Source organism: Pacificoceanicola algae (genome assembly GCF_049341065.1).
Classification (GTDB): Bacteria; Pseudomonadota; Alphaproteobacteria; order Rhodobacterales; family Rhodobacteraceae; genus Pacificoceanicola.
This window is the reverse complement of record NZ_JBMPIX010000001.1, coordinates 376,156-399,100: the sequence shown is the minus strand read 5'-3', so window position 1 is coordinate 399,100 and position 22,945 is coordinate 376,156. Positions and strand designations below refer to the sequence as shown.

The 22,945-nt window shown below is 60.9% G+C and carries 19 protein-coding genes; 9 read left to right on the top strand and 10 right to left on the bottom strand.

Annotation, left to right across the window (positions count from 1 at the left end; translation table 11 throughout):
* Positions 1 to 64: 64 nt before the first annotated feature.
* Positions 65 to 1,327, bottom strand: a complete 1,263-nt coding sequence (locus tag ACOYQJ_RS01890) for an ABC transporter substrate-binding protein (protein WP_422904301.1) — start codon at positions 1,325 to 1,327, stop codon at positions 65 to 67.
* Between the two features lie 259 nt (positions 1,328 to 1,586).
* Between ACOYQJ_RS01890 and ACOYQJ_RS01885 the strand changes: the two genes are divergently transcribed.
* From ACOYQJ_RS01885 to ACOYQJ_RS01875, 3 genes are read left to right on the top strand one after another with little or no spacing between them, the layout of a single operon-like run.
* The gene (locus tag ACOYQJ_RS01885; RefSeq protein ID WP_422904300.1) at positions 1,587 to 2,612 is read left to right on the top strand and encodes a substrate-binding domain-containing protein; all 1,026 of its coding nucleotides are present in this window, start codon (positions 1,587 to 1,589) and stop codon (positions 2,610 to 2,612) included.
* 7 nt (positions 2,613 to 2,619) lie between these two features.
* Positions 2,620 to 3,939, top strand: coding sequence for a GH1 family beta-glucosidase (locus tag ACOYQJ_RS01880; protein WP_422904299.1), 1,320 nt, complete (start codon positions 2,620 to 2,622; stop codon positions 3,937 to 3,939).
* Between the two features lies 1 nt (position 3,940).
* Complete coding sequence (locus ACOYQJ_RS01875) at positions 3,941 to 4,903, top strand: glucokinase (RefSeq protein WP_422904298.1); 963 nt, start codon at positions 3,941 to 3,943, stop codon at positions 4,901 to 4,903.
* Positions 4,904 to 4,924: 21 nt separating this feature from the next.
* Here the strand turns inward: ACOYQJ_RS01875 and ACOYQJ_RS01870 are convergent, their stop codons facing one another.
* A complete protein-coding gene (locus ACOYQJ_RS01870) occupies positions 4,925 to 5,185 on the bottom strand; it encodes a hypothetical protein (protein WP_422904297.1) in 261 nt (86 codons plus the stop codon).
* A gap of 279 nt (positions 5,186 to 5,464) precedes the next feature.
* Between ACOYQJ_RS01870 and ACOYQJ_RS01865 the strand changes: the two genes are divergently transcribed.
* From ACOYQJ_RS01865 to ACOYQJ_RS01850, 4 genes are all read left to right on the top strand, one after another.
* Positions 5,465 to 7,090 (top strand): alpha-D-glucose phosphate-specific phosphoglucomutase, encoded by a 1,626-nt coding sequence (locus ACOYQJ_RS01865; protein ID WP_422904296.1) that lies wholly within the window; start codon positions 5,465 to 5,467, stop codon positions 7,088 to 7,090.
* Position 7,091: 1 nt separating this feature from the next.
* A complete protein-coding gene (locus ACOYQJ_RS01860) occupies positions 7,092 to 7,973 on the top strand; it encodes a DMT family transporter (protein ID WP_422904295.1) in 882 nt (293 codons plus the stop codon).
* Positions 7,974 to 8,078: 105 nt separating this feature from the next.
* Positions 8,079 to 9,353, top strand: coding sequence for a phosphopyruvate hydratase (gene eno, locus ACOYQJ_RS01855; protein ID WP_422904294.1), 1,275 nt, complete (start codon positions 8,079 to 8,081; stop codon positions 9,351 to 9,353).
* 149 nt (positions 9,354 to 9,502) lie between these two features.
* Positions 9,503 to 10,792, top strand: a complete 1,290-nt coding sequence (locus ACOYQJ_RS01850; protein ID WP_422904293.1) for a sensor histidine kinase — start codon at positions 9,503 to 9,505, stop codon at positions 10,790 to 10,792.
* Here ACOYQJ_RS01850 and ccmE read toward each other — a convergent pair.
* The 5 genes from ccmE to ACOYQJ_RS01825 form a co-directional block, all read right to left on the bottom strand.
* Positions 10,789 to 11,238 carry a cytochrome c maturation protein CcmE gene (gene ccmE / locus ACOYQJ_RS01845; RefSeq protein WP_422904292.1) on the bottom strand — a complete coding sequence of 150 codons (450 nt, stop codon included), beginning with the start codon at positions 11,236 to 11,238 and terminating at the stop codon, positions 10,789 to 10,791. The two genes, ACOYQJ_RS01850 and ccmE, sit on opposite strands and share 4 nt — an antisense overlap.
* 215 nt (positions 11,239 to 11,453) lie before the next feature.
* Positions 11,454 to 12,482 (bottom strand): N-acetyl-gamma-glutamyl-phosphate reductase, encoded by a 1,029-nt coding sequence (gene argC / locus ACOYQJ_RS01840; protein ID WP_422904291.1) that lies wholly within the window; start codon positions 12,480 to 12,482, stop codon positions 11,454 to 11,456.
* A gap of 280 nt (positions 12,483 to 12,762) precedes the next feature.
* Positions 12,763 to 13,575, bottom strand: a complete 813-nt coding sequence (gene murI, locus ACOYQJ_RS01835) for a glutamate racemase (protein WP_422904290.1) — start codon at positions 13,573 to 13,575, stop codon at positions 12,763 to 12,765.
* Positions 13,576 to 13,593: 18 nt separating this feature from the next.
* Complete coding sequence (locus ACOYQJ_RS01830; RefSeq protein ID WP_422904289.1) at positions 13,594 to 14,499, bottom strand: lysophospholipid acyltransferase family protein; 906 nt, start codon at positions 14,497 to 14,499, stop codon at positions 13,594 to 13,596.
* A 108-nt stretch (positions 14,500 to 14,607) separates the two neighbouring features.
* Positions 14,608 to 18,027, bottom strand: a complete 3,420-nt coding sequence (locus ACOYQJ_RS01825; protein ID WP_422904288.1) for an indolepyruvate ferredoxin oxidoreductase family protein — start codon at positions 18,025 to 18,027, stop codon at positions 14,608 to 14,610.
* 165 nt (positions 18,028 to 18,192) lie between these two features.
* Here ACOYQJ_RS01825 and ACOYQJ_RS01820 point away from each other — a divergent pair, with 165 nt between their 5' ends.
* Together ACOYQJ_RS01820 and ACOYQJ_RS01815 are read left to right on the top strand one after the other, a co-directional pair.
* Positions 18,193 to 19,098: a LysR family transcriptional regulator gene (locus tag ACOYQJ_RS01820; protein ID WP_422904287.1), complete on the top strand. Its 906-nt coding sequence runs from the start codon at positions 18,193 to 18,195 to the stop codon at positions 19,096 to 19,098.
* A gap of 246 nt (positions 19,099 to 19,344) precedes the next feature.
* Complete coding sequence (locus ACOYQJ_RS01815; RefSeq protein WP_422904286.1) at positions 19,345 to 19,896, top strand: DUF6151 family protein; 552 nt, start codon at positions 19,345 to 19,347, stop codon at positions 19,894 to 19,896.
* Here ACOYQJ_RS01815 and ACOYQJ_RS01810 read toward each other — a convergent pair.
* Genes ACOYQJ_RS01810 through ACOYQJ_RS01800 form a run of 3 tightly spaced genes read right to left on the bottom strand, consistent with a single transcriptional unit; the run spans position 19,893 to position 22,830 of the window.
* Positions 19,893 to 20,642 carry a maleate cis-trans isomerase family protein gene (locus ACOYQJ_RS01810; RefSeq protein ID WP_422904285.1) on the bottom strand — a complete coding sequence of 250 codons (750 nt, stop codon included), beginning with the start codon at positions 20,640 to 20,642 and terminating at the stop codon, positions 19,893 to 19,895. The two genes, ACOYQJ_RS01815 and ACOYQJ_RS01810, sit on opposite strands and share 4 nt — an antisense overlap.
* Positions 20,639 to 21,775, bottom strand: coding sequence for a M24 family metallopeptidase (locus ACOYQJ_RS01805; RefSeq protein WP_422904284.1), 1,137 nt, complete (start codon positions 21,773 to 21,775; stop codon positions 20,639 to 20,641). Before ACOYQJ_RS01805 ends, ACOYQJ_RS01810 begins: the two co-directional genes overlap by 4 nt.
* Positions 21,772 to 22,830 carry a pyridoxal-phosphate dependent enzyme gene (locus ACOYQJ_RS01800; RefSeq protein ID WP_422904283.1) on the bottom strand — a complete coding sequence of 353 codons (1,059 nt, stop codon included), beginning with the start codon at positions 22,828 to 22,830 and terminating at the stop codon, positions 21,772 to 21,774. Before ACOYQJ_RS01800 ends, ACOYQJ_RS01805 begins: the two co-directional genes overlap by 4 nt.
* Positions 22,831 to 22,945 lie beyond the last annotated feature (115 nt).

Here is a 22,945-nt window from a genome sequence, read left to right as displayed (position 1 = left end):
GCGCCTTTCTGTGGACCGGTCCGGGCACTTCCGGGCCGGTCCTTATCGCATCAGGAACCCGGCGTTATTTCGGCCAGCTGTCCTGGATTTCCTTTGCCACATCGGCTGCGGACTTGCCGCCGGTGTAGTCGACCATGCCCGTCCAGAAGCTGCCCTGCCCAACGGCGGGCGGCATCAGGTCCGAGGCATCAAACCGGAAGGTCGTCGCGCCCAGCAGGATTTCGTTCATCTTGCGCAGCGTCGGGTCGCTGAACTTGTCGAGATCGACCCCCTTGTGCGGCGTCAGAAAGCCCTTGCGGCCCATCCAGATCTCATGCGCTTCGGGGGTTTCGAGGAACGCGATCAGCTCGTGCGCGGCCTCGTTTTCGTTGGTGATCGCCCACAGCGTCCCTGCACCCAGCACCGGGTTGCCCAGCTCCTTCTCGGCGTAGGCCGGGAAGTAAAAGAAATCGACATCTTCGCCAACAACGCTGCCTTCGGGGAAGAACGACGGGATGAACGACGCCTGACGGTGCATGTAGCACTGCGGCGGTGCTTCAAACATGCCCTTGGGGCTGTCGCGGAAGTCGGTCGAGGCCACGGCCGCGGCGCCACCGGCAACAAAGTCGTCATTGCGCGCGAACCAGCCGAATTCGTCGATCGCTCCGACCACACGCTCATCGGTAAACGGGATCTCGTTGCTTACCCACTGGTCATAGACGTCGGGGCTCTGGGTGCGCAGCATCATGTCTTCGACCCAGTCGGTGGCCGGCCAGCCGGTCGCGCCGCCACTGCCCAGACCGATACACCACGGGGTTTCGCCATCTGCGACGATCTGTTCGGTCAGCGCCTTCAGCTCCTCCATGGATTGGGGCACTTCGTAACCGGCATCCTCAAAGTTTTCAGGCACGTACCAGACCAGCGATTTCAGATCGACCTTATAGAAAAAGCCGAACAGCTGATCGTCGCCATTTTCGTCGCCGTATGTGCCCAGATCAACCCAGGATTGGCCAGCGGCATAGTTGTCCCGGACCCAATCAGCCGTACCGTCCCTGAGCGGCGTCAGGAAACCGCGCTCGGCCAGGCTTGCGGCCAGGGCGGGCTGCGGAAACACCGATACGTTGGGCGCGCTGCCCGCTTCGGTGTCGATCACGATCTGCTGCTCAAAGCTGTCGGAGCCGGTATAGCGCACGTCGTGGCCGGATTTTTCCGCAAAGGCACTCAGCACGGCCTCGACATGTTCCTGGTCTGCGCCGATCCACGGCCCGAAGACGGTGATTTGTTCAGCCTGCGCAGCGCCAGCGGTCAACGCCGCGACGGCCACGCCCATTAGATAAGTTCGTTTCATGGAAGTCCTCCCGTTAGTCTGTTTTTGTACGCCAATGATGTACCAGTCCGGCGCATGAGCAAACGATAAGTTTTAACCAAAGCGCTTTGGATGGATCAGCAATTGCTTGATTCTCGGATTCTGTCAATCCAAGACCTTCTCAAACCGCTATAAAATTACGCCAATGCGCAGAATTATCGTGCAGCGCCCCAGATTTTTCTTTCGGCGCGGGCACATGAATATCTTTACAAATCCAAATCGCTTTGGTTCGTATAGACTCATGAACCTCAAAGAACTCTCTCAGCATCTTGGCCTGTCGCAGACCACGGTTAGCCGTGCCTTGAACGGCTATCCCGAAGTCAGCGAAAAGACCCGCGAGAAGGTTCTCAAGACCGCACAGGCCATGAATTATAGCCCGAATGCGCGTGCGCAGGGCCTTGCCACGGGGCGTGCCAAGGCCATCGGGCACGTTTTGCCGGTCTCTGACCAACATGAAATGGTCAACCCGATCTTTGGCGATTTCATTGCCGGGGCCGGTGTGACCTACGCAAAACACGGCTACGAGGTGGTGATCTCTCTGGTCGAGGACAGCAAGGAAGAGGCCGCTTATCAGTCAATCAAGGCGCGCGGCAATGTCGATGGAATCATCGTGCATGGCCCTCGCATGGCGGACCGGCGGATCGAATTGCTGCACAACCTGAAGTTGCCCTTCGTTGTCCATGGCCGCGCCTCCGAAGTGAATACGCCTTATTCCTATCTGGACACCAACAACAGCCGGGCATTTCAACGTGCAACGGACTTTCTTCTGGATCTGGGCCACCGCAAGATCGGGCTGATCAATGGTCTGGAGTTCATGGACTTCGCTCATCGCCGCCGCATGGGATATGAGCAGGCCTTGAACAATCGCGGCATAGCGATTGATCCCGGGTTGATGCGTTCGGCCGAAATGACCGAGATCTTTGGCTATACTGCGACCAGCGACATGCTGGCCAGCGACACCCCGCCAACTGCTTTTATTGCCGCCTCCATGATCACAGCCATTGGCGTGCGCCGCGCCATCCACGAACGCGGGCTGGAAATGGGGCGAGATGTGTCAGTCATCACCCATGACGACGATCTGAGCTATCTCAAGAATGGCCATGACGTTCCGATTTTCACCGCCACACGCTCCTCCGTTCGGACGGCGGGGGCGCGCTTGGCGGAAATGCTGTTGCAATTGATCGATGAGCCGGGCCAAGGCCCATTGACGGAACTGATGGAAGCCGAGTTGATCATCGGAAGCTCGACCGCCCCCGCCCCCACCTGAGGACGCCATGAAATATACACGCAAAGATTTCCCCGATGACTTCCTGTTCGGGGTTGCCACGTCGAGCTATCAGATCGAGGGCCACAGCTTTGGCGGCGCGGGCCGCACCCATTGGGACGATTTTTCCGCCACGCCCGGCAACGTAAAGAACGCCGAAAACGGCGCGATCGCGGTGGATCACTATCACCGCTACGAACAAGATCTTGATCTTGTCGCGGCGGCCGGGCTGGACTGCTATCGGTTCTCGACATCATGGGCGCGGGTCATGCCCGATGGCAAGACCGCCAACCCCGAAGGGCTCGACTTTTACGACCGGTTGACCGACGCCATGCTGGAACGCGGCATCAAGCCCTGCGCCACGCTGTACCATTGGGAACTGCCCTCGGCGCTGGCCGATCTTGGTGGCTGGCGAAACCGCGACATTGCCTCGTGGTTCGGCGACTATACCCAAACGCTGATGTCGCGGATCGGCGACCGGATGTATTCCGTCGCCCCGATAAACGAGCCGTGGTGCGTCGCCTGGCTGTCGCATTTCATGGGCTACCACGCCCCCGGCCTGCGCGACATTCGCGCCACCGCCCGCGCCATGCACCATGTGCTTTTGGCCCACGGTACGGCGATCCAGACCATGCGCGATCTGGGCATGGATAACCTCGGGGCGGTCTTCAATCTGGAATGGGCCACCCCGGCAGACGGCTCCCCCGAGGCTCAGGGCAAAGCCGCGCTATACGACAGCATTTATAACCACTGGTATCTCAGCGGCGTGTTCAAGGGCGCATACCCGGCAAATGTCCTCGAAGAGCTGGAGCCGCACATGCCGCAGAACTGGCAGGACGACTTTCCAACCATCACCACCCCGGTCGATTGGTGCGGCCTGAACTACTATACGCGCAAGCTGATCGGCCCGGACGCCGGCCCATGGCCCGCCCTGAAAGAGATCGAAGGCCCCCTGCCAAAGACCCTCATGGGATGGGAGATATACCCGGAAGGCCTGTACAACTTCCTCACCCGGACCGCGCGTGACTACACAGGCGATCTGCCGCTGATCGTCACCGAAAACGGCCTTGCCTCGCCGGATGTGATCGAAAACGGCAATGTCGATGACCCGCAGCGCATCGCCTATCTCAATGCCCACATGGACAAAGTGCGGAAGGCGATCGCCGAAGGCGTGCCGGTAAAAGGCTATTATATCTGGAGCCTGCTGGACAATTACGAATGGGCCTGCGGCTATGAACAACGCTTTGGTTTGGTCCATGTGAACTTTGACACGCTTGAACGCACGCCCAAAGCCTCTTACCACGCACTGGCAAACAGCTTGAGGCGGTAGCATGACGGATCAACTGGCAGTGGTCGCCGATATTGGCGGAACCAACACACGGGTGGCTTTTTCGCGCGGCACACAGGTGCAGATGCACACGGTCAAACGCTACCGCAACGCCGACCAGTCCGGGATCGAGGTGATCCTGCGCGATTTCCTGGCAGGCACGGACGCCCGCCCGCACGCCGTCTGCGTCGACATGGCCGGTCCGGTCAAGGATGGCGTCGGGCAGATGACCAACCTCAGCTGGAGCATCGCCGCCGACAGCATCGCGGCAGAAACCGGCGCAAAGGTTGTCTCGGTGCTGAACGACATGCAGGCGCAGGGCTTTGCGGTGGCGCATCTGGATCATCACTCGCAAAAGCCGATATTGCCGGGGCGCCCGGCAGAGGCCAACGCGACCCGACTAGTGGTCAATGTCGGCACCGGGCTCAATGCCTCGCCGGTCTATCACATGGGCGGCCAGACCGTGGTGCCCCCCGCCGAGGCCGGTCACATCACCCTGCCTGTCCAGACCGAAGAAGAACTGCGCCTCAAGGAATGGGTGGCGCAAAAGCACGGCACGCCGGGCCTTGAGGATGTTCTGTCAGGGCGCGGCTTTGAGCGTATCCATGCCTGGCTCAGCCATGAGGCCGGTGATGACAGCGCGCCGCTGGACGCGGGCGCCATCATGCAGGCCTTTGAAAACGGCGATCCCCGCGCGACCCATGCCGCCAAACTGTTCGTGCGCTTCATGGGCCGCTATGCCGGGAACCTTGCGTTGATCACCCTGCCCTTTGGCGGCGTCTATCTGGTCGGCGGGGTTGTGCGCCACTTTGGCCCGCACCTGCTGCGCCTTGGCTTTGCCGAAAGCTTTGCCGACAAGGGCCGCTTTGGCCCCTATATGACGCAATTTCCGGTCCATCTGGTGGATGACGATTACGCCGCCCTGACCGGTTGCGCAGGCCATCTGGCCGAGCGTTTGGCAGAGTGAACGGCCAGATCCAAGCTTGGCTCAGAACAGGAAGTCATCCGCGCTCAGGTCGGCAATGGACAGATTTTCAAGAACGATAACCTTCAGGAAACCGGGGAGATTGAGCACGACATCGTTGCCGGCACCGCCTTCAAGCGTGTCGTTTCCAGTCCAACCATTCAGGACGTCATCGCTGTCCGCGCCAGACTGAATGCCGCTTTTCTCGTTCCCGTTCAGAATGTCGTTGCCCGGGGTGTCCTGCAATGCGTCATCCCCTGCGGTACCAACAATTGGACTTGCCATGGAAAACGCCTGCAAAAAAGACGGGGTACATGCAAGGCGCGGAACCGAGCGCCATCCAACTCCCCGCTAGACACATGGACGTTCAAAGCCTCAGAACAACTTTTCCTGCCAATAACCTGTGCCTGCCCTGAGCGCCGATGCTTTGCCCCCACGGGGCGCGCAGCGCCAACCCCGCGGCGCAATTCGAAAGATTGCCCTCAGCGCACCGCCAGACTTGCACGCTGGCCTGTTCCACGCGATACCTTTGTTAACGTTATCAGCACAGCCGAGGCCAACATCATGAGCATTCAGACCGTTGCCACCCAGCCCATCGCGGGCCAAAAGCCCGGCACCTCGGGGTTGCGCAAGACCACACCCGAGTTTCAGAAGCACCACTTCCTTGAGAATTTCATCCAGTCGATCTGGAACGGCATCGGCGGTGTCCAGGGCAAGACCCTTGTGCTGGGCGGCGACGGGCGCCACTTCAACACCGAAGCATCGCAGGTGGTTCTGCGCATGGCCGCGGCCTCGGGCGCAGCCAAGGTGATCGTCGGGCAGAACGCCCTGCTTTCGACCCCGGCAGCCTCGAACCTGATCCGCAAGCGCAAAGCAGACGGCGGGATCATCCTTTCAGCCAGCCACAACCCCGGCGGCCCCGAGGGCGACTTTGGCGTCAAGTACAACACCGCCAATGGTGGCCCCGCGCCTGAAAACGTCACCGCAAAAATCTATGCCGCCACGCAACAGATCAGCGAATACCTGATCTATGAAACGCAAGACATCGACCTGTCTGCCATCGGCGAAAGCACCTTGGGCGGCATGACCATCGAGGTGGTCGATCCGGTCGCCGATTACGCCGAGTTGATGGAGCAGATCTTTGACTTCGAGGCGCTCAAAGCAATGTTCGCGGGCGGCTTTCGGTTGCGCTTTGATGCCATGCATGCGGTCACCGGCCCCTATGCCAAGGCCATCCTCGAAGACAGGTTGGGCGCGGCGCCGGGCAGCGTGATCAACGGCGTGCCCTCGACCGATTTCGGCAAGGGTCACCCGGACCCGAACCCGATCTGGGCAAAACCCCTGGTCGATGAGATGATGGGTCCGGACGCGCCCGATTTCGGCGCGGCCAGCGATGGCGACGGCGACCGCAACATGATCGTAGGGCGCGGCATCTACGTCACCCCTTCGGACAGCCTTGCTGCCCTGGCGGCCAATGCGACGCTGGTGCCGGGTTATGCGGGTGGTCTGAAAGGCGTTGCACGCTCCATGCCGACCTCAAAGGCGGTGGACCGGGTCGCCGAGTCGCTTGGCATCGAATGTTTTGAAACCCCGACCGGCTGGAAATTCTTCGGAAATCTTCTGGACGCTGGCCGCGCAACGCTCTGCGGGGAAGAAAGCGCAGGCACCGGCAGCGACCATGTGCGCGAAAAGGACGGCCTTTGGGCAGTACTGTTCTGGCTGAACATCCTCGCCAAGCGGCAGATTTCGGTGGCCGATCTGATGGCCGATCACTGGAAAACCTACGGGCGCAACTATTATTCCCGCCACGATTACGAAGGTGTCGATGCCGAAGCGGCCAACGCTTTGATGGACAATCTGCGCGCCCGCTTGGCTGACTTGCCCGGCACAAGCGTCGCGGGGCTGACCGTGACCGCAGCAGATGATTTCGCCTACGACGATCCCATTGACGGCTCGCGCAGTGCCAAGCAGGGCATCCGCATCAGCTTTGACGGCGGTGCCCGCGTCGTGCTGCGCCTGTCCGGCACAGGCACGGTCGGCGCCACGTTGCGCGTCTATCTCGAGACCGTGGAAACCGAGGCGCTGGATATGGACGCCCAAGCGGCATTGTCCAAGGTCATCGCCGCCGCCGAGGAACTGGCGCAGATCAAGGCGCGCACCGGCCGCAACGAACCGGATGTGATCACCTGATTTGGACACTCTTCGCGCTATTTTCCTGATGATCCTGGCCATGGCTCTCCTGGCCGGGACGGATACCTTCATCAAACTGTCGACGCAGGTTGCCTCGATCGGGCAGACCATGTTGCTGCTCAGTGTTGGCGGCACCTTGCTGTTCATCCTGCTGGCAAGGCTGCGGCGCGTGGCGATCTTCACGGCCGACGCGCTGCACCCGATGATCTTTCTGCGCAACGCACTTGAGATCGTCGCCGCCGTCGGCATGATTGTCGGCGTCGCCAACACATCGTTGCCGGTTTTCGCCGCCATTACCCAGGCCGGGCCACTGGTCGTGACCATGGGCGCCGCGCTGTTCCTCGGGGAAGAAGTGGGCTGGCGTCGCTGGCTGGCGGTGATCGTCGGGCTGATTGGCATGCTGATCGTCATTCGCCCCTTTGGCGCCAGCTTTACCGGCTGGGAGCTTTTCGCAGTCATGGGCATCACCGCGTTGTCGGCCCGCGATCTGGTCACCCGGCTGTCACCCCTGCATGTCCCGGCGCTGGCGATCTCCACATGGGGGTTCATGGCCACGATCATTCCGGGGCTGATCCTGCTGGCCATGGCCGAAAGGCCCCTGACAACCGATCCGGCAACGCTGTGGTTCATTCTAGGCGCGGTCTTTGTGACCACCGCCGGATATCTGTCGATCACAACCGCCATGCGCATGGCACCGGCTTCGATCGTCTCGCCCTTTCGCTACACGCGGCTGATCTTTGCGACCCTTCTGAGCATCGTGGTTTTCGGTGTTTGGCCAGACACTTGGACCTTGGTCGGCGGTGCGCTGATCCTTGGCGCCGGGCTTTACAGTTTCCTGCGCGAAAGGCGGCTCGCCCGTGTCGCCGTTAGCGGCGATCGTTAGCGCAACCCCCTGCCACAAGGCTCCGTTAGCGTTAACGGAATTGTTTACATTCTCGCCATGCCTGATATGACAGCAGCAAATTTAATCGCCAAAGGGACCGACCCCATGAGCACCATCATCGACATCCACGCCCGCGAAATTCTGGACAGCCGGGGCAACCCGACCGTCGAGGTCGACGTCACCCTCGAAGACGGAACCATGGGCCGCGCCGCTGTCCCCTCTGGCGCCTCTACCGGCGTGCACGAGGCCGTCGAAAAGCGCGATGGTGACAAGTCGCGCTACATGGGCAAAGGCGTGTTGGAAGCCGTCGCCGCCGTGAACGGCGAGATTGCCGAGGCGATCCTTGGCTACGACGCTACCGAACAGGTCGCCATCGATATGGCGATGTGCGAACTCGACGGCACCGACAACAAAGGCCGCCTTGGCGCCAACGCCATCCTTGGTGTGTCGCTGGCCGTGGCCAAGGCCGCCGCGGACTTCACTGGCCAGCCGCTGTTCCGGTATGTCGGCGGCACCTCGGCCCGCGTGCTTCCCGTCCCGATGATGAACATCATCAATGGCGGCGAACATGCCGACAACCCGATCGACATTCAGGAATTCATGATCATGCCGGTCAGCGCCACGAACATCCGTGACGCCGTGCGCATGGGATCGGAAGTTTTCCACACCCTGAAAAAAGAGCTGTCCGCCGCGGGCCTGTCCACCGGCATCGGCGACGAAGGTGGCTTTGCCCCCAATATCGCCTCGACCCGCGAAGCGCTGGATTTCATCCTGCAGTCCATCGAAAAGGCCGGCTACAAACCGGGCGAAGACATCTACCTCGCGCTCGACTGCGCCTCGACTGAATATTTCAAGGACGGCAAATACGAGATGAAAGGCGAAGGCAAATCGCTGACATCCGATGAAAACGTCGCCTACCTTGCAGCGCTGTGCAGCGACTACCCGATCATCTCGATCGAAGATGGCTGCGCCGAGGATGACTGGGACGGCTGGCGCACCCTGACCGAGGTTCTGGGCGAAAAAATCCAGCTGGTCGGCGACGATCTGTTCGTCACCAACCCTGCGCGCCTTGCCATGGGGATCGAGAGCGGCTGCGCCAACTCCATGCTGGTCAAGGTCAACCAGATCGGCACGCTGACCGAAACCCTGCGCGCCGTTGACATGGCACACCGCGCCCGCATGACCAACGTCATGTCGCACCGTTCTGGCGAAACCGAGGACGCAACCATTGCCGATCTCGCGGTTGCCACCAACTGCGGTCAGATCAAGACCGGCAGCCTGGCTCGGTCGGACCGGCTCGCCAAATACAACCAGTTGATCCGCATCGAAGAGCTGCTGGGCGAGACCGCCGAATACGCAGGCCGGTCGATCCTGAAATAAGACTGCGTAGGGGCCGCCGGTGTGGTGGCCCCCAAACGCCTGCCCCCGTAATTGCCATCCCAAAGGACCCACCCTCCGGTTTTTCTTCCCAAATGGAAGTTTTGCGCGTAGCTTAACTGGCTAATAGTTAAGTGATTTGAACGGACCATATGTTTGGCAATTCGGTCGACGCCAAAATTGAAAAACTACGGCGCGCAGACTTTGGTTCCTGGGCAGAGGCGGCGTTTCGCTATGTCCTTGTTACAATTTCCATAACGCTGGTTTTTCTCGCGACGCGGAATGCCTTTTTCCTGTACTGGATCGCGGCCTACCTTCTTGCCGAATTCGTCTTTGCGGTCGCTCTTCATGTCAAACCCAAGAGCAACCGTGAACTGCAATTCGTGGTCTGCCTTGCGCTGTACAATATCTCGGCTCTCATTTTCCTTGCCTGTCCGCTCTACCTGATCACGCTGGAAGGCACGGCATATGTCTTCGTCGGGACGATTGGCTTGGTCGGACTGCTGCTTTACAATTTTCACCGAGGCGATGTTGATACCATCCTTGCGGCATCCGATGCGGTGCAATTTACCTTTGCCATTATCGTCTTGTTCGTCGTTCTGGCGCCCCGAATGGAAGGTATCTACCAGCTCGCCGCCGCAAGCTTTGCCTGTCTGGCCGTGTTGACCTACTATTATCGCGCCATTCTGGGACAGCAGGCACATAACAAGGCGCTGCGCGCGTCGCAGATGCGCTATGCGCAATCGCAAAAGGCCCGTGCGTTGACCCAGTTTGTCGGCGGCGTCGCGCATGATTTCAACAACATCCTGACCGCAATCCTTGGAAATCTGGAGCTGTACAGCGCCGTAATGGACGAAAAGGAGCGTGACCGCGCGGTCCATGATGCCCAACTGGCCGCGCAGCGCGCAGCAATGACCGTGCGCCAGTTGCTGGCCACAAGCGGACGCGCGCGTTTGCGTCCAGTCGCTCTCAAGGCCTCCTGCCTGCATGCGCACATGACGTCATTGCTGAACGACCTTCTGGATCGCGGCATTACCCTGCATTCAGAGGTACAGGATCCCGACTTTGCCGTCTTTGCAGACCGGGACATGCTGGACACCGTTTTGATACAGCTTTGCCTGAATGCGCAGGATGCCCTGAAAGGGCGCGGCACGATCTGGCTGAAGTCCCGCGTAGTCAACGAACGCCCCGGAACCGACGGCGCGCCGGAATCCGCCCCGCCCTATTTGGCGATCACGATCGAGGACGACGGGCCCGGAGTGGACGCGGAATCTTTGCCGATGCTGGCCGAGCCCTTCTTTACAACCAAAGCGGTTGGTCAGGGCCCCGGGCTTGGCCTTTCGTCCGTAAAGGGATTTGCGCAACAATCCGGCGGTGCCCTGAGCCTGGAAAACCGCCCCGAAGGCGGCCTGAGCGCCACCTTGCTGCTGCCGAAAGCCTAACTGCCCGGCTCTTTGTAAACGCCCTGCTCTTTCAGCGCGTCGACAACTTCTTTCGGCATGTAGTTTTCATCGTGTTTCGCAAGGATTTCATGCGCTTCAAAGGTGCCATTCACATAGCGCCCAGTGCCGACCATGCCTTGATTTTCGGCGAAAAGATCGGGCAGCACACCGGTATAAACCACCGGAATGGTCGCGCCGCCGTCGGTCACGCTAAAGCGGATCTCGTGGCCTTGCCCGCGCACCAACGATCCCTCTTCCACAAGCCCGCCAATACGGAACGTTTCAGACGGGCTCGGGGGCGAATCGAAAACCTGACTCGGCGAGCGAAAAAAGTTGATCCCGTCGCGCATGGCATAGCCGATCAAACCGGTGGAGACGATCAGGGCAACCGAGGCCAGTGCAATCACCTGCATCCGGCGTTTCTTTTTCAGCGACTTCAAAGCCATCCGAGGCCTCCTGCAATCGACGCGTTGTTCCAAACCTATATAAGCGATTCAGAATACGAAACGAAGCCCCCGCGCGATTTGCCGCGCCCGAAGCTCCGCCCGAACGGTCTCAGGCTTGGACTTACCCAGTCGCAGGCTGGGGTTTGGGGGCTTGCCCCCAAGGCCTGCGTGGCCTGAACGCATACCAACCTGTGCGCCTCAGGCGCCCCTTTGGATCAAGGAAAGCAAGGCGAAAGCATCAGGCCTGCCGTCTCATCTTCGCCGAGCATCAGGTTGGCGTTCTGCACCGCCTGCCCCGAACTGCCCTTGGTCAGATTGTCCAGGGCCGCCACCACGATGGTCCGCCCGGAGATACGGTCGGAAACCACACCAATATGGCAAAAATTCGAGCCGCGCACATGGTGCGTACTCGGCGTTTCGCCCATCGGGAGAACCTCGACAAACGGCTCCTCAGCATAAGCGCTCTGGAGCGTCTCCAGCACCGCCGATACATCCCCGCGCACATAGGCCGTCGCCAGAATGCCCCGGTTGAACGGTCCAAGATGCGGCGTGAACTGGATTTTCACCTCGCGTCCGGCAATGGCGCTGAATTCCTGATCGAATTCGCCCAGATGCCGGTGCGTGCCGCCGACCGAATAGGCATTTGTCCCCTCGGACAGTTCGGCATGCAGCAGGTTCTCTTTCAAGGACCGTCCTGCCCCCGACACGCCACATTGCAGATCAAGGATGATCTCATCGAGATCAATCACCCCGGCCGCAATCAACGGCCGCAGAATGAACTGACCGGTCGCCGCGTTGCATCCGGTGCCCGCCACCAGCCGCGCTTTGGAAATTTCGGCGCGGTAGAACTCAGTCAGCCCGTAGACCGCCTCTTTCTGCATTTCGATGGCAGCATGTTTGTTGCCATACCACTTTTCATATTCCGCAGGATCGCGGAGCCGGAAATCCGCGCTCAGATCAACGATCTTCACAGACGTCGGCAATTGCGAGATCACTTCCTGACTGGTCTTGTGCGGCAGGGCGCAGAAGCACAGGTCGATCTGGTCAAAGTCGATCTGTTCCCATGTCACCAGATCCGGCAGATCCAGATGGCGCAGATGCGGAAACACCTGAGCCATGCTCTGCCCCGCCTTGGAATTTGCGGCCAGGGCTTTGATTTCAAACGACGGGTGCGTGGCAATCAGCCGGACAAGCTCGGCGCCGGTATAGCCGGACGCGCCGATGATGGCGATGGAATGGGGCATGTGAGAACCTGAATGTAGAGGGGCGCCGGGACAGGCCAAAACGCCGGGATCAAGGGAAAACCAAGACTAAGCGACGTGTGCCGCGCTGGCGCGTTATCGTCGCAAGGACCGGACTGTCTTGGCAAGCATCTGTTGTCTCATTGCCCGTTGCTATATCGGCGCAGCGGTCCGGGATCAATCCTCTTCATTGTCCCCAACGCGCCGCCATCGTTTCCGGTTGGCCAAGGGCTGAACGGAGCCTTGTTTCAAAGACCTTGGCCCGCGCCAATATCGCGGCCTGTCAGGCCGAGGAAAATTCAATCTTGCGACGCAAGAATTGTGTCGCGTGCCGCGAGACTTTCTCGGGGTTGCCGGTGGTCAAAAAACAGCTGTCGGTGCCGCTGCCCAGCATTCCCGGATGGCGCGTCAGATAGTCGGCCAGCGACTCGGCCACCAGATTGGCCTGACTGTAGACATCCACCTCCGCGCCAAGGGCATCCTGGAATATCTCTTGCATCAACGGGTAGTGGGTGCAGCCCAAAATGGCCGCCTCGGGCTTTGGCATCTTGCGTTTCAGCGCGTCCACATGCGAGCGCACCAGCGCTTCGGCCAGGATCATGTCGCCCTCTTCGATGGCATCGACCAGACCGCCGCAGGCCTGCGCCTCCACATCGACCCCAATCGCGCGGAAGGCCAGTTCGCGCTGAAAGGCGCGGCTGGACACGGTGGCGGGCGTGGCAAACAAGGCCACATGTTTCACCGCCACTTCGCGCGGAGGCGAGTTGTCGCCCCACTGGCGTTCGGTCAGCGCCTCGATCAGCGGGACAAAGACGCCCAGTACCCGCTTGTCACGCGGAATCCAGCTTTCCTGCATCCGCCGCAGCGCTGCGGCGCTGGCCGTGTTACAGGCGAGGATCACCAGATCGCAGCCTTCGTCCCAAAGCCGTTCGGTCGCGGCGCAGGTCAGGTTGTAAACGTCATCCGCATCGCGCACGCCATAAGGCGCATGAGCGCTGTCCGCGAAATACGCAAAGGGGACATCCGGCAGCCGCTTGCTGACTGCATCCAGTACCGTGAGGCCGCCAAGGCCCGAATCGAAAACGCCAACTGCCATGGTTCAGGCTCCTGCCACTCAATATATGCGCCGAGGCGGCTCATCGCCGCTCTTTTGTTTTTCCTCGAACTCAAACCCGTACTCATAGGATTTGAGCGGGATTGGGGATAACTCATACGTCGCTTTTCTAAGGAAATCCATAAGCGCGCGCGCATCCCTGGCTCTTGCGGCGATCTGCTCGGGCGCGATGGGTTGGCCGATGGAGACCCGCACCGGTGTATCCACACGTTTGCGGAATTCCTTGATCAAAAGGCCCATGCGCAGGGTGCTGTGCAAGTGGCTGGCCAGTTGGAACAGCCGCGAGGTATGGCCGTCAAAATAGATCGGCACCACGCGCGCACCGGATTTGGCGATCATCTTGGCGGTGAAGGTGCGCCAGCCGGGATCCATCGGGCGCGCGAAGGGTGTAGCGCCAGTCGCCACCGTGCCGCCCGGGAAAATCCCGATGCACCCGCCCTGCCCCAGATAGTCCAGCGCGGCCTTGCGGGTTTCGAGGTTCAGGCGCAGTGCCTCTTTGCTGCCGTCGAAATCGACCGGCAGGATCACCTTGTTCAGATCCTCAGCCTTGCGAAAGACGCTGTTGGCGAGAATGCGGAAATCACCGCGCACCACCGACAGGATATGCCCCATCATCAGCCCATCGAGAATGCCGTAGGGGTGGTTGGCAATGACGATCAGCGGCCCGTCCTTCGGAATGTCATCCAGATGCCCCGCCATCACCTCAAGCCCAAGGCCGTAGCGTTCCACCATAACCTGCCAGAAATCGCGCCCCTCGGCGATCTCGGTCTCATAACCCTGCGCGCGTTTCATCAAGGACAGACGGCCCGTGGCATTCTCCATCAGGCGTATCACCGCCTTCCCGCCCCGCGTCGTGGCCGAGTAGCTGTAGGATATGTCGCGGGCAACCTGACGCCTCTGTGGCATCGCCATGGTCCTCATAATCAGTGCGCAGCTTTTAACGCTGTTTCCCCGTCATGGCGAGAGGATGTAACGCAGAGATAAAGGTTTTCTGACAGGGAAGCCGACAGGCCGCTATTCAGCGGCCTGCTTCATTGGGGCTGGCCCGGCACGCAGCGCGCCCAGCAGTTCTTCGCGCCGCTTTGCCGCCTTGGCCTCATTCGCTTGCTTGACCGCGCCAAACCCCCTGATCTGCAGGGGCAATTCGGCCAGGGCCACAAGCGCGTCCATCCGGTCTGGCCCCGCCTTGGGCAGCCATTCCGCCATGTCTTTCTCATATTGCTTGATCAAGGCGCGCTCCATCCGGCGTTCTTCCGAGCGGCCAAAGGGGTCAAAAGGTGTTCCCCGAAGGCGCTTCATCCGCGCCAGCAGCTTGAACCCGCGCAGCATCCCCGCGCCGTATTCCTTTTTCAGCGGGCGCCCGTCCGAGCCTTCTTTGGACAGGATCGGCGGGGCAAGATGGTAGGACACCTCGAAATCCCCATCGAACTGCTGTTTGGCCTTTTCGACGGTCTCAAGGTGCAGACGCGCGACCTCGTATTCGTCCTTGTAGGCCAGAAGCTTGTGATAACCCTTGGCCACCGCCTCGCGCAGGCGGGCGTCGCTGATCCCGTCCACCAGCTTGCGATAACGCTTGGCCAGCCGTTTGCCCTGAAACTTGACCAGATGATTGGCGCGGAAGGCGATCTTGTCCTCCAGCGATTTGGGAAGCTGAACGACACTGGGCGACACCATCGCCGCCGCTTCATCCGGATGCACCATGGCCCAACGGCCCATCTCAAAGGCGCGCTGGTTCTTTTCCACCGCCGCGCCATTCAGCGCAATCGCTTCGAAAATGGCCTCATGGGTCAACGGAACCAGCCCCTTTTGCCAGGCCGCGCCAAGGATCATCATGTTGGAAAAGATCGAATCCCCCAGCAGCGTCTTGGCCAGTTCCGAGGCGTCAAACAGGCTGAGACGGTCCTGCAGCCGCGCTTGAAGAGCAAGCTCCAACCTGTCGACAGGCAATGAGAATTCCGTATTTCGGGCAAAGTCCCCGGTGATGATTTCGTGGCTGTTGACCACTGCGCCGGTGCGGCCCGTGGTCATCAGGCCAAGGGTCTTGGCACCTGCCGAGACCACAAGGTCGCCGCCGATCAGCGCATCGGCCTCGCCTGTTGCAACGCGCACAGCCGAGATATCGTCAGGCTTTTCCGCCAGCCTCAGATGGATGTGCACCGCACCGCCCTTTTGTGCGAGGCCGGCCATCTCCATCATCGCGGCGCCTTTGCCGTCGATCTGCGCCGCCTGCGCCAGCACCGCACCGATGGTCACAACACCCGTGCCGCCAACGCCCGTGATCACCAGATTATGTGTGCCCTTGATCTTTGGCAGGTCCGGGGTCGGCAGATTTGGCAGGTCCAGCGATTTGGTCGTGGGTTTCTTGATCGTCGCTCCCTTGAGCGTCACGAAGGACGGACAGAACCCCTTGAGGCAGGAAAAATCCTTGTTGCAGCTGGATTGGTCAATCGCCCGCTTCCGGCCAAGCTCGGTCTCGATCGGCACGATCGAAACGCAGTTGGACTGCACCCCGCAATCGCCGCAGCCTTCGCAGACATCGGTGTTGATAAAGACGCGGCGATCCGGGTCGGGGAACTTGCCGCGCTTGCGCCGACGCCGCTTCTCCGCCGCGCAGGTCTGGATATACAGCAGCACCGACACGCCGTCGAAATCGGCCAGTTCCTTTTGCACCCGGTCCAGTTCGGCCCGCTCGTGCAATTCGGCACCCGAGGGATACCCCTTGAGATCGATTTCCTCTTTCTCATCATAGACTACGGCGATTTTCTTAACGCCCATTGCCGCCACTTCGGCAGCGATCCGTTCGGGCGACAAACCGCCTTCGTTGGGCTGCCCGCCCGTCATTGCAACCGCGTCGTTGTAGAGGATCTTGTAGGTGATATGCGTGTTGTTCAGCAGCGCCGCGCGGATCGCCTGCACGCCGGAATGGTTGTAGGTTCCGTCGCCAAGGTTCTGGAACACATGCCCGCGCTTGGAGAATGGCGCCTCGCCGATCCAATTCGCGCCTTCGCCGCCCATATGGGTAAAGCCGATGGTCGAACGGTCCATCCACTGCGCCATATAGTGGCAGCCGATCCCGGCATAAGCGCGGCTGCCCTCGGGCACCTTGGTGCTGGAATTGTGCGGACAGCCGGAACAAAAGTAGGGAATGCGCGCCGCGATTTCTTCGGCGTTGTCCGCTTTGGTTGCATCTTCAATAGCTTGCAGCCCGGCCTTCACACCATCAGTGCCGCGGCCTTCCTCGATCAGGATGTCGCCCAGCTTGCGGGCGATCCAGACCGGATCCAGCGCGCCGCGCGTCGGGAACAGCTCTTCGCGGTGCAGCGCCCCTGATCCGCCCTTGTACCAGCCATAGACGCGCCGCCCGCGCCGGTCATCAAAGATCGCTTCTTTGACCTGCACTTCGATCAGCTTGCGCTTTTCTTCGACGATGACGATCAGGTCCAGCCCCTCGGCCCAATCGTGAAAACCCTTCATGTCCAGCGGAAACACCTGCCCGACCTTGTAGGTGGTGATGCCCAGCCGCTCGGCCTCGGCCTCGTCGATCCCAAGCAGCGACAGGGCGTGCAGCAGGTCGAGCCAGTTCTTGCCCGCCGAAACAAACCCGATCTTGGCCCCCGGTTTGCCCCAGACCCGTTTGTCCATCTTGTTGGCATGGGAAAACGCCTCGGCGGCAAAGCGTTTGTAGTCGATCATCCGCGTTTCCTGCGCGGTGGGCGTGTCGATCAGGCGGATGTTCAACCCACCCTCGGGCATGTCGAACTCGGGCACCACCAGCTTCATGCGATCAGGGCGGCCATCGACCACGGCTGTCGCCTCCACCGTGTCTTTCATCGTCTTCAGGCCAACCCAGACACCGGCAAAGCGGCTGAGCGCATAGGCGTAAACGCCATAATCCATGATTTCCTGCACACCAGCGGGGGAGACGACCGGCATATAGGCATCGACCAGCGCCCATTCCGATTGGTGCAGCACGGTCGAGCTTTCGCCGGTATGGTCATCCCCCATGGCCATGATCACACCGCCGTTCGGCGAAGTGCCCGCCATATTGGCATGGCGCATCACATCGCCTGAGCGGTCCACCCCCGGCCCCTTGCCGTACCACAGGCCAAAGACCCCGTCGAATTTGCCTTCGCCGCGCAGTTCGGCCTGCTGGCTACCCCATAGGGCGGTCGCGGCGAGATCTTCGTTCAGCCCTTCGCGAAACAGAATATCCGCTTCGGTCAGGATCTTCTCGGCCCGGTGCATCTGTATATCAACCGCGCCAAGCGGCGACCCGCGATAGCCTGTCACATAGCCTGCGGTGTTCAGCCCGGCCGCGGCATCACGCATTTTCTGGATCAGCATGAGCCGGACAAGCGCCTGAGTGCCGTTCAACAGCACCTGCTCTTTGGAAAGATCGAAACGGTCGTTCAGTGAAATCTGGTGCGAGCTCATCGGCGCCTCCCAACGCTGAATATTTCGGCAGTATAGACCAAAGTTAGGTCATAAAAGCTGACCTGAACAGCGAATTTTTTGTGTTTTTCACCAGTTACAATAAGATGGCATTGATTTAGTCATTCGTTTCATCAGTGCCGCCTCAAAAGGAAAGATGTTGTCATTATGGACTGGGACAAGCTTAGAATCTTTCACGCGGTTGCGGACGCCGGCAGCCTGACCCATGCCGGGGATGCGCTGCACCTGTCGCAGTCCGCGGTTTCACGGCAGATTCGCGCGCTCGAAGAATCGCTGAACACCACGCTTTTCCACCGACATGCACGCGGATTGATTCTGACCGAACAGGGCGAACTGCTGTTCGACGCCACCCAATCCATGCTGAAACGGATCGACGCCGCCACCGCGCGGATTCGCGACAGCGAAGAAGAAGTCTTTGGCGAATTGCGCGTCACCACGACCTATGGGTTCGGCGCGCTTTGGCTGGCGCCGCGTCTGACCAAGCTCTACGAAAAGTTTCCAGATCTGAACATCGACCTGATGCTGGAAGAGCGTGTGCTTGACCTCCCCATGCGCGAGGCCGACGTCGCCATCCGCATGAAGGAACCAAGCCAGGCTGATCTGGTGCGCAAGCGTCTGATGACCGTAAAGATGCGGCTCTATGCTTCGCCCGAGTATCTCGAGGCGCATGGCACGCCACATTCGATGGAAGAAATCAGCACACACAGGTTGATCTCTCAGAACATCAAATCGGCCCAGGTCAGCGCCGGCATGCAACTGGTTCAAGAGCTTATGACCTATGACATTCAGGCGACCTTGACCGTCAACAACTATTTCGGCGTGCTTCAGGCCGTCCTGTCAAATCTGGGGATCGGCGTGCTGCCCGACTATATCATCGAGGACTTCCCGCATGTGGTGCGGGTTCTACCAGATGTTGAGTCCACCGAAGTGCCCGTCTTCCTCGCCTACCCCGAAGAGTTGCGACAATCCAAGCGCGTAGCCGCGTTCCGCGACTTCGTTCAGGAAGAAATTATCGCGCACCGGCGATCCCGGAAGGCGATGGGGGCGGACTGAAATCTACTTTAACGGGTGTGGCATGCATATCACGCATACCGGCAATGCTGCACTTGCGGCATGATTATCCTTGATTGAATCATTCTTGATGCAATATTTGGCACATGGATGATGAAGCGCTGATTGGCGCAGCATCTTCATACCTCCCTGTTGGACTACGGCCGAGCTTTTTGCTCGGCCTTTTTTTTGGTATTGCCACCGGCTCCACTCGGGTAGAATCGACTCCAGAAACCTCGGAGGCTTGGCATGACAGTGGACCGTACACTCAGTTGCAAATGTGGGTCGGTGCAATGGCAGGTTGAGCCGCAGGCCACAGGCACGCATCTGGCCTGCTACTGCAACGACTGTCAGGCTTACGCCCGCCACCTTGGCACTGACGAGACCTATCTGGACGCGCAGGGCGGCACCGAGATTTTCCAGACCACCCCTGCAAATCTCCGGTTCCTCAAAGGCGATGCGCATCTTAAGTGCCTGAGACTGCGCCCCGATGGATTGCTGCGCTGGTACGCGGACTGCTGCAAATCGCCTATCGGCAACACGCTGAACAGCCCCGCGCTACCGTTTGTCGGCCTCGTCCTGCCCGCCGGGGGGCAAGGCTTTGGCCCGATCCGGGCGCGGGTCAACACTGGATCGGCCAAGGGCGCGGTCCAGGCCAAGGGCCTGGCCGTGACCGTCGTCTCGTTTTTGTGGCGGGCGGCGCTGGCGAAACTGTCGGGGGCAGGACGCCGGACACCGTTCTTCGACGCGTCCGGTGCGCCGATGGCGGCCCCGTTGATCGTCAGCGAAGAACAGGCTTAAAGCGTCAGAAGCCGCCCGTAGCCCGGAATGGCATCGGTGATCCCGGACAGCCGCAGCATGTGCCACGCCAGAACCTGATTGCTGGACAACACCGGCAGGCCGGTCTCGTCCTCCAACCGCGCGATGATATCCAGCGTGCGCAAATTGGTGCAGGACAGGAACACTGCCTGCGCCCCTCCCTGCGCTGCGAGCGTCCGGCCCGCCGCCAACAGCGACTCGCCGTCGATGCGGGCGACCCGGGTTTCCTCGGCCTCGTTGAAGGTGCCGAAAACCGGCGTGGCGATTCCGGCCGCTTTGAGCACCCGGCGCAGGCCCTCTGACACATCGGGAAGATAGGGCGACAACAGCGCAAGATTGCTGATCTCCAGCGCCTCGCAGGCGGCGATCAGGGCTGACACGGGTTCTGTAACCGCGCGGGTCGCGCAGCCCTCGCGCACCAGATCGGCCACCTTCTGCGCTCCGATGACCGAAGTGCCCGAGGTGCAGCCATAGCCTACCGTGTCAAAGCCGATCGGGCGGGGCAGCCGACCTGCGGCATCGGGCATCAGCGCCTCCATCTGGGCCAGGGTGTCACTGGTCACCTCGGGCGCCGAAGGAATGCGTGAAACGAACAGGGATACCCCGGACTCCGGCACCAAACGCCGGAAATCATGCTCGATCGTTTCGTCCGATTGCAACACGACCAGCCCCAGTTTGGCGCGCTGGCCAAGGCTTGGGCCAAGGGTAAAGGGAAAGATCTGCGTCATGAGATCACCGGCAGATCGGGCGCAGCGGGCGGCGACAGTTGATCCACGCCGTAGTCAGTGACGGCAAAGACGTCCTCGTGCACCATGATCCCGCCGCCATCCAAGGCGATGCCCGGCTCAAGTGTGATCACCATTCCCGGTTGCAAGACCGTATGATCGCCGGGGATCAGCGACAGCCCTTCGGTCAGCTGCATCCCCAGGCCATGCCCCAAACGCCCGGCCTCGCCTCCGCCAACGATCCTGTGCATGGCATGGAACAATTCCGCGGCCGTGGTGCCGGGGCGGGCAATGTCGCGCGCCGCCGCCGTCGCCTCTTGCAAGCGGTGCCAGGCGTCAAGCGCCTTGGGGTCCGCGCGGCCCAGCGCCCAGTTGCGATCAAAGTCCGAGAAATAGCCGTCGAACACCAGCCCGGTGTCCAGCATCAGCACGTCTCCTGCCTGCAAGGGCGTGTCGGTGGCGGGCGAGATGACATCGTCATAGCCCAGCGCCCCGGCACCACCTGCCAGATAGGGCACCCAATCGGCCCCCTCGTCCAGACAAAGGCTCTGAAACTGCCGGAACACCTGCGCCAAAGGCACACCGGGCGTGGCAATCTCCGGCACCCGGTCAAAGGCGCGTCCGGCGATCTGGCACGCCTGCCGGATCTTGGCGATCTCAGCCGGGGATTTCGCCGCGCGCAAGGCTGCCACCAAGCCGCCATCGTCGATTATCGCCAAAGTGCCAAGCTCGGCCTCAAGCAGGTTGAAATCGTTCATGGGCATGCGCAACACGCTTTCGCGCCCCATGGGCATACCGACATGCCCGGCGCCCGTCACCTCGCGCAGCGTATCGGCCAAAAGGCTGATCCCATCATCCTGCGGATCGGGCGATGACCAGGTGCGGATATCCTCGACCCATGTCTTGGCCATCAACGCCGCACCAATCGAAGGGATCACGGCAACCGGTTTGCCCCGCGCCGGGATCACAAGGAACCATGGCCGTGACGGGCTTTCCCAAAAGCGGGTGAGATAGCCGGTGAAATAGCGAATCTCGGCTTCGGTGGTCAGCAGCAGCGCGCCCAGACCGGCCCGCGACATGCCGTCCTGCGCGCGCGTCAGCCGCATTTCATATTCGGACCGCTCGAACCCTCTCATGCTTCGGGTTCTTCGCTGAGGATCGCCAGAACGCGGCTGTCCGGCCCAAGGCCCAGCGCCGCCGGGTCCGCAAGGGCCGACGCCAGCCCCGCCCCGCCCGAGGGCGTCGTCTCCAGCCCCTCGGCCATGAGAACGGGCATGGCCTGCGCCGCTTCGCGTTCGGTGATCAGGGCAAAGGCGCTGGCGTCCTTCGACAGCCCCTTCAACGCGATCAGCGAAGGCGCCTTGCAATCCAGCCGCCCCATCGAGGACACCGGACCATGGGTTTCAACCGCATGGCCCGCCTGAATGCTTTCATAGAGCGCAGGCGCGGCGTCTGGTTCAACCACGATGATCCTTGGCCCAGCGCCATAGACTTTGCGGAAGAAGCCCGCGCAGGCCCCCGCCAGCCCGCCAACCCCGGCCTGCAACAGAATATGCGTCGGCGTGTCCATCTGCTGGGTGCATTCCTCGGCCAGACGCAGATACCCCTCCATCAGCCTATACGGCAGATCGGTATAGCCTTCCCAAGAGGAATCGCTCAGCAAGGTCCAGCCGTTTTGCTCTGCCCCCTCAAAGGCAGCCTGCATGCTGGCCTCATAGTCGTGACCGGCGCGCAAAACCTCGGCCCCTTTGGCGCGCAGCCTTGCGGCAAATCCTTCGGGCACGGTTTCGGACAGATAGACCACGGCGCGCGCGCCAAAGATGCGCGCCCCTGCCGCCACCGACAACCCGTGGTTCCCTGCACTGGCCGTCACATAGCACCGCCCGGTCAGCGCAGTAGCAAGATCCCCTCCGGACTGCACGGCCTCATGGGCAATCACATAGGCCGCCCCCAGCGCCTTGAAGCTGCCCAGCCCCATACGGGCGCGTTCATCCTTGACGTATACTCGGGCAACCCCCAGACGCTGCGCCAGCCCCGCGGCGTCAATCATCGGGGTCGTGCCATGTGCGGGACATTGCTCCAACAGCCTGGACGGAGTTTGATTGTCGGTGCTGGGCGCCGGAATATCCGGCATCGCCATCCCCTGCCCCTGATATGGATTGTCGAATATCTGCATAAGCTTCCTTGCCATCGCGCGCCCGGGCATCTGAACCCGCTTTGACAGGCCCGGTCAATCCCGCGGCAGCTTGAGCGGAATACACATCCCCCTCACCGTACAATTCTTCCGCAAACACTTCCCCCTTGCC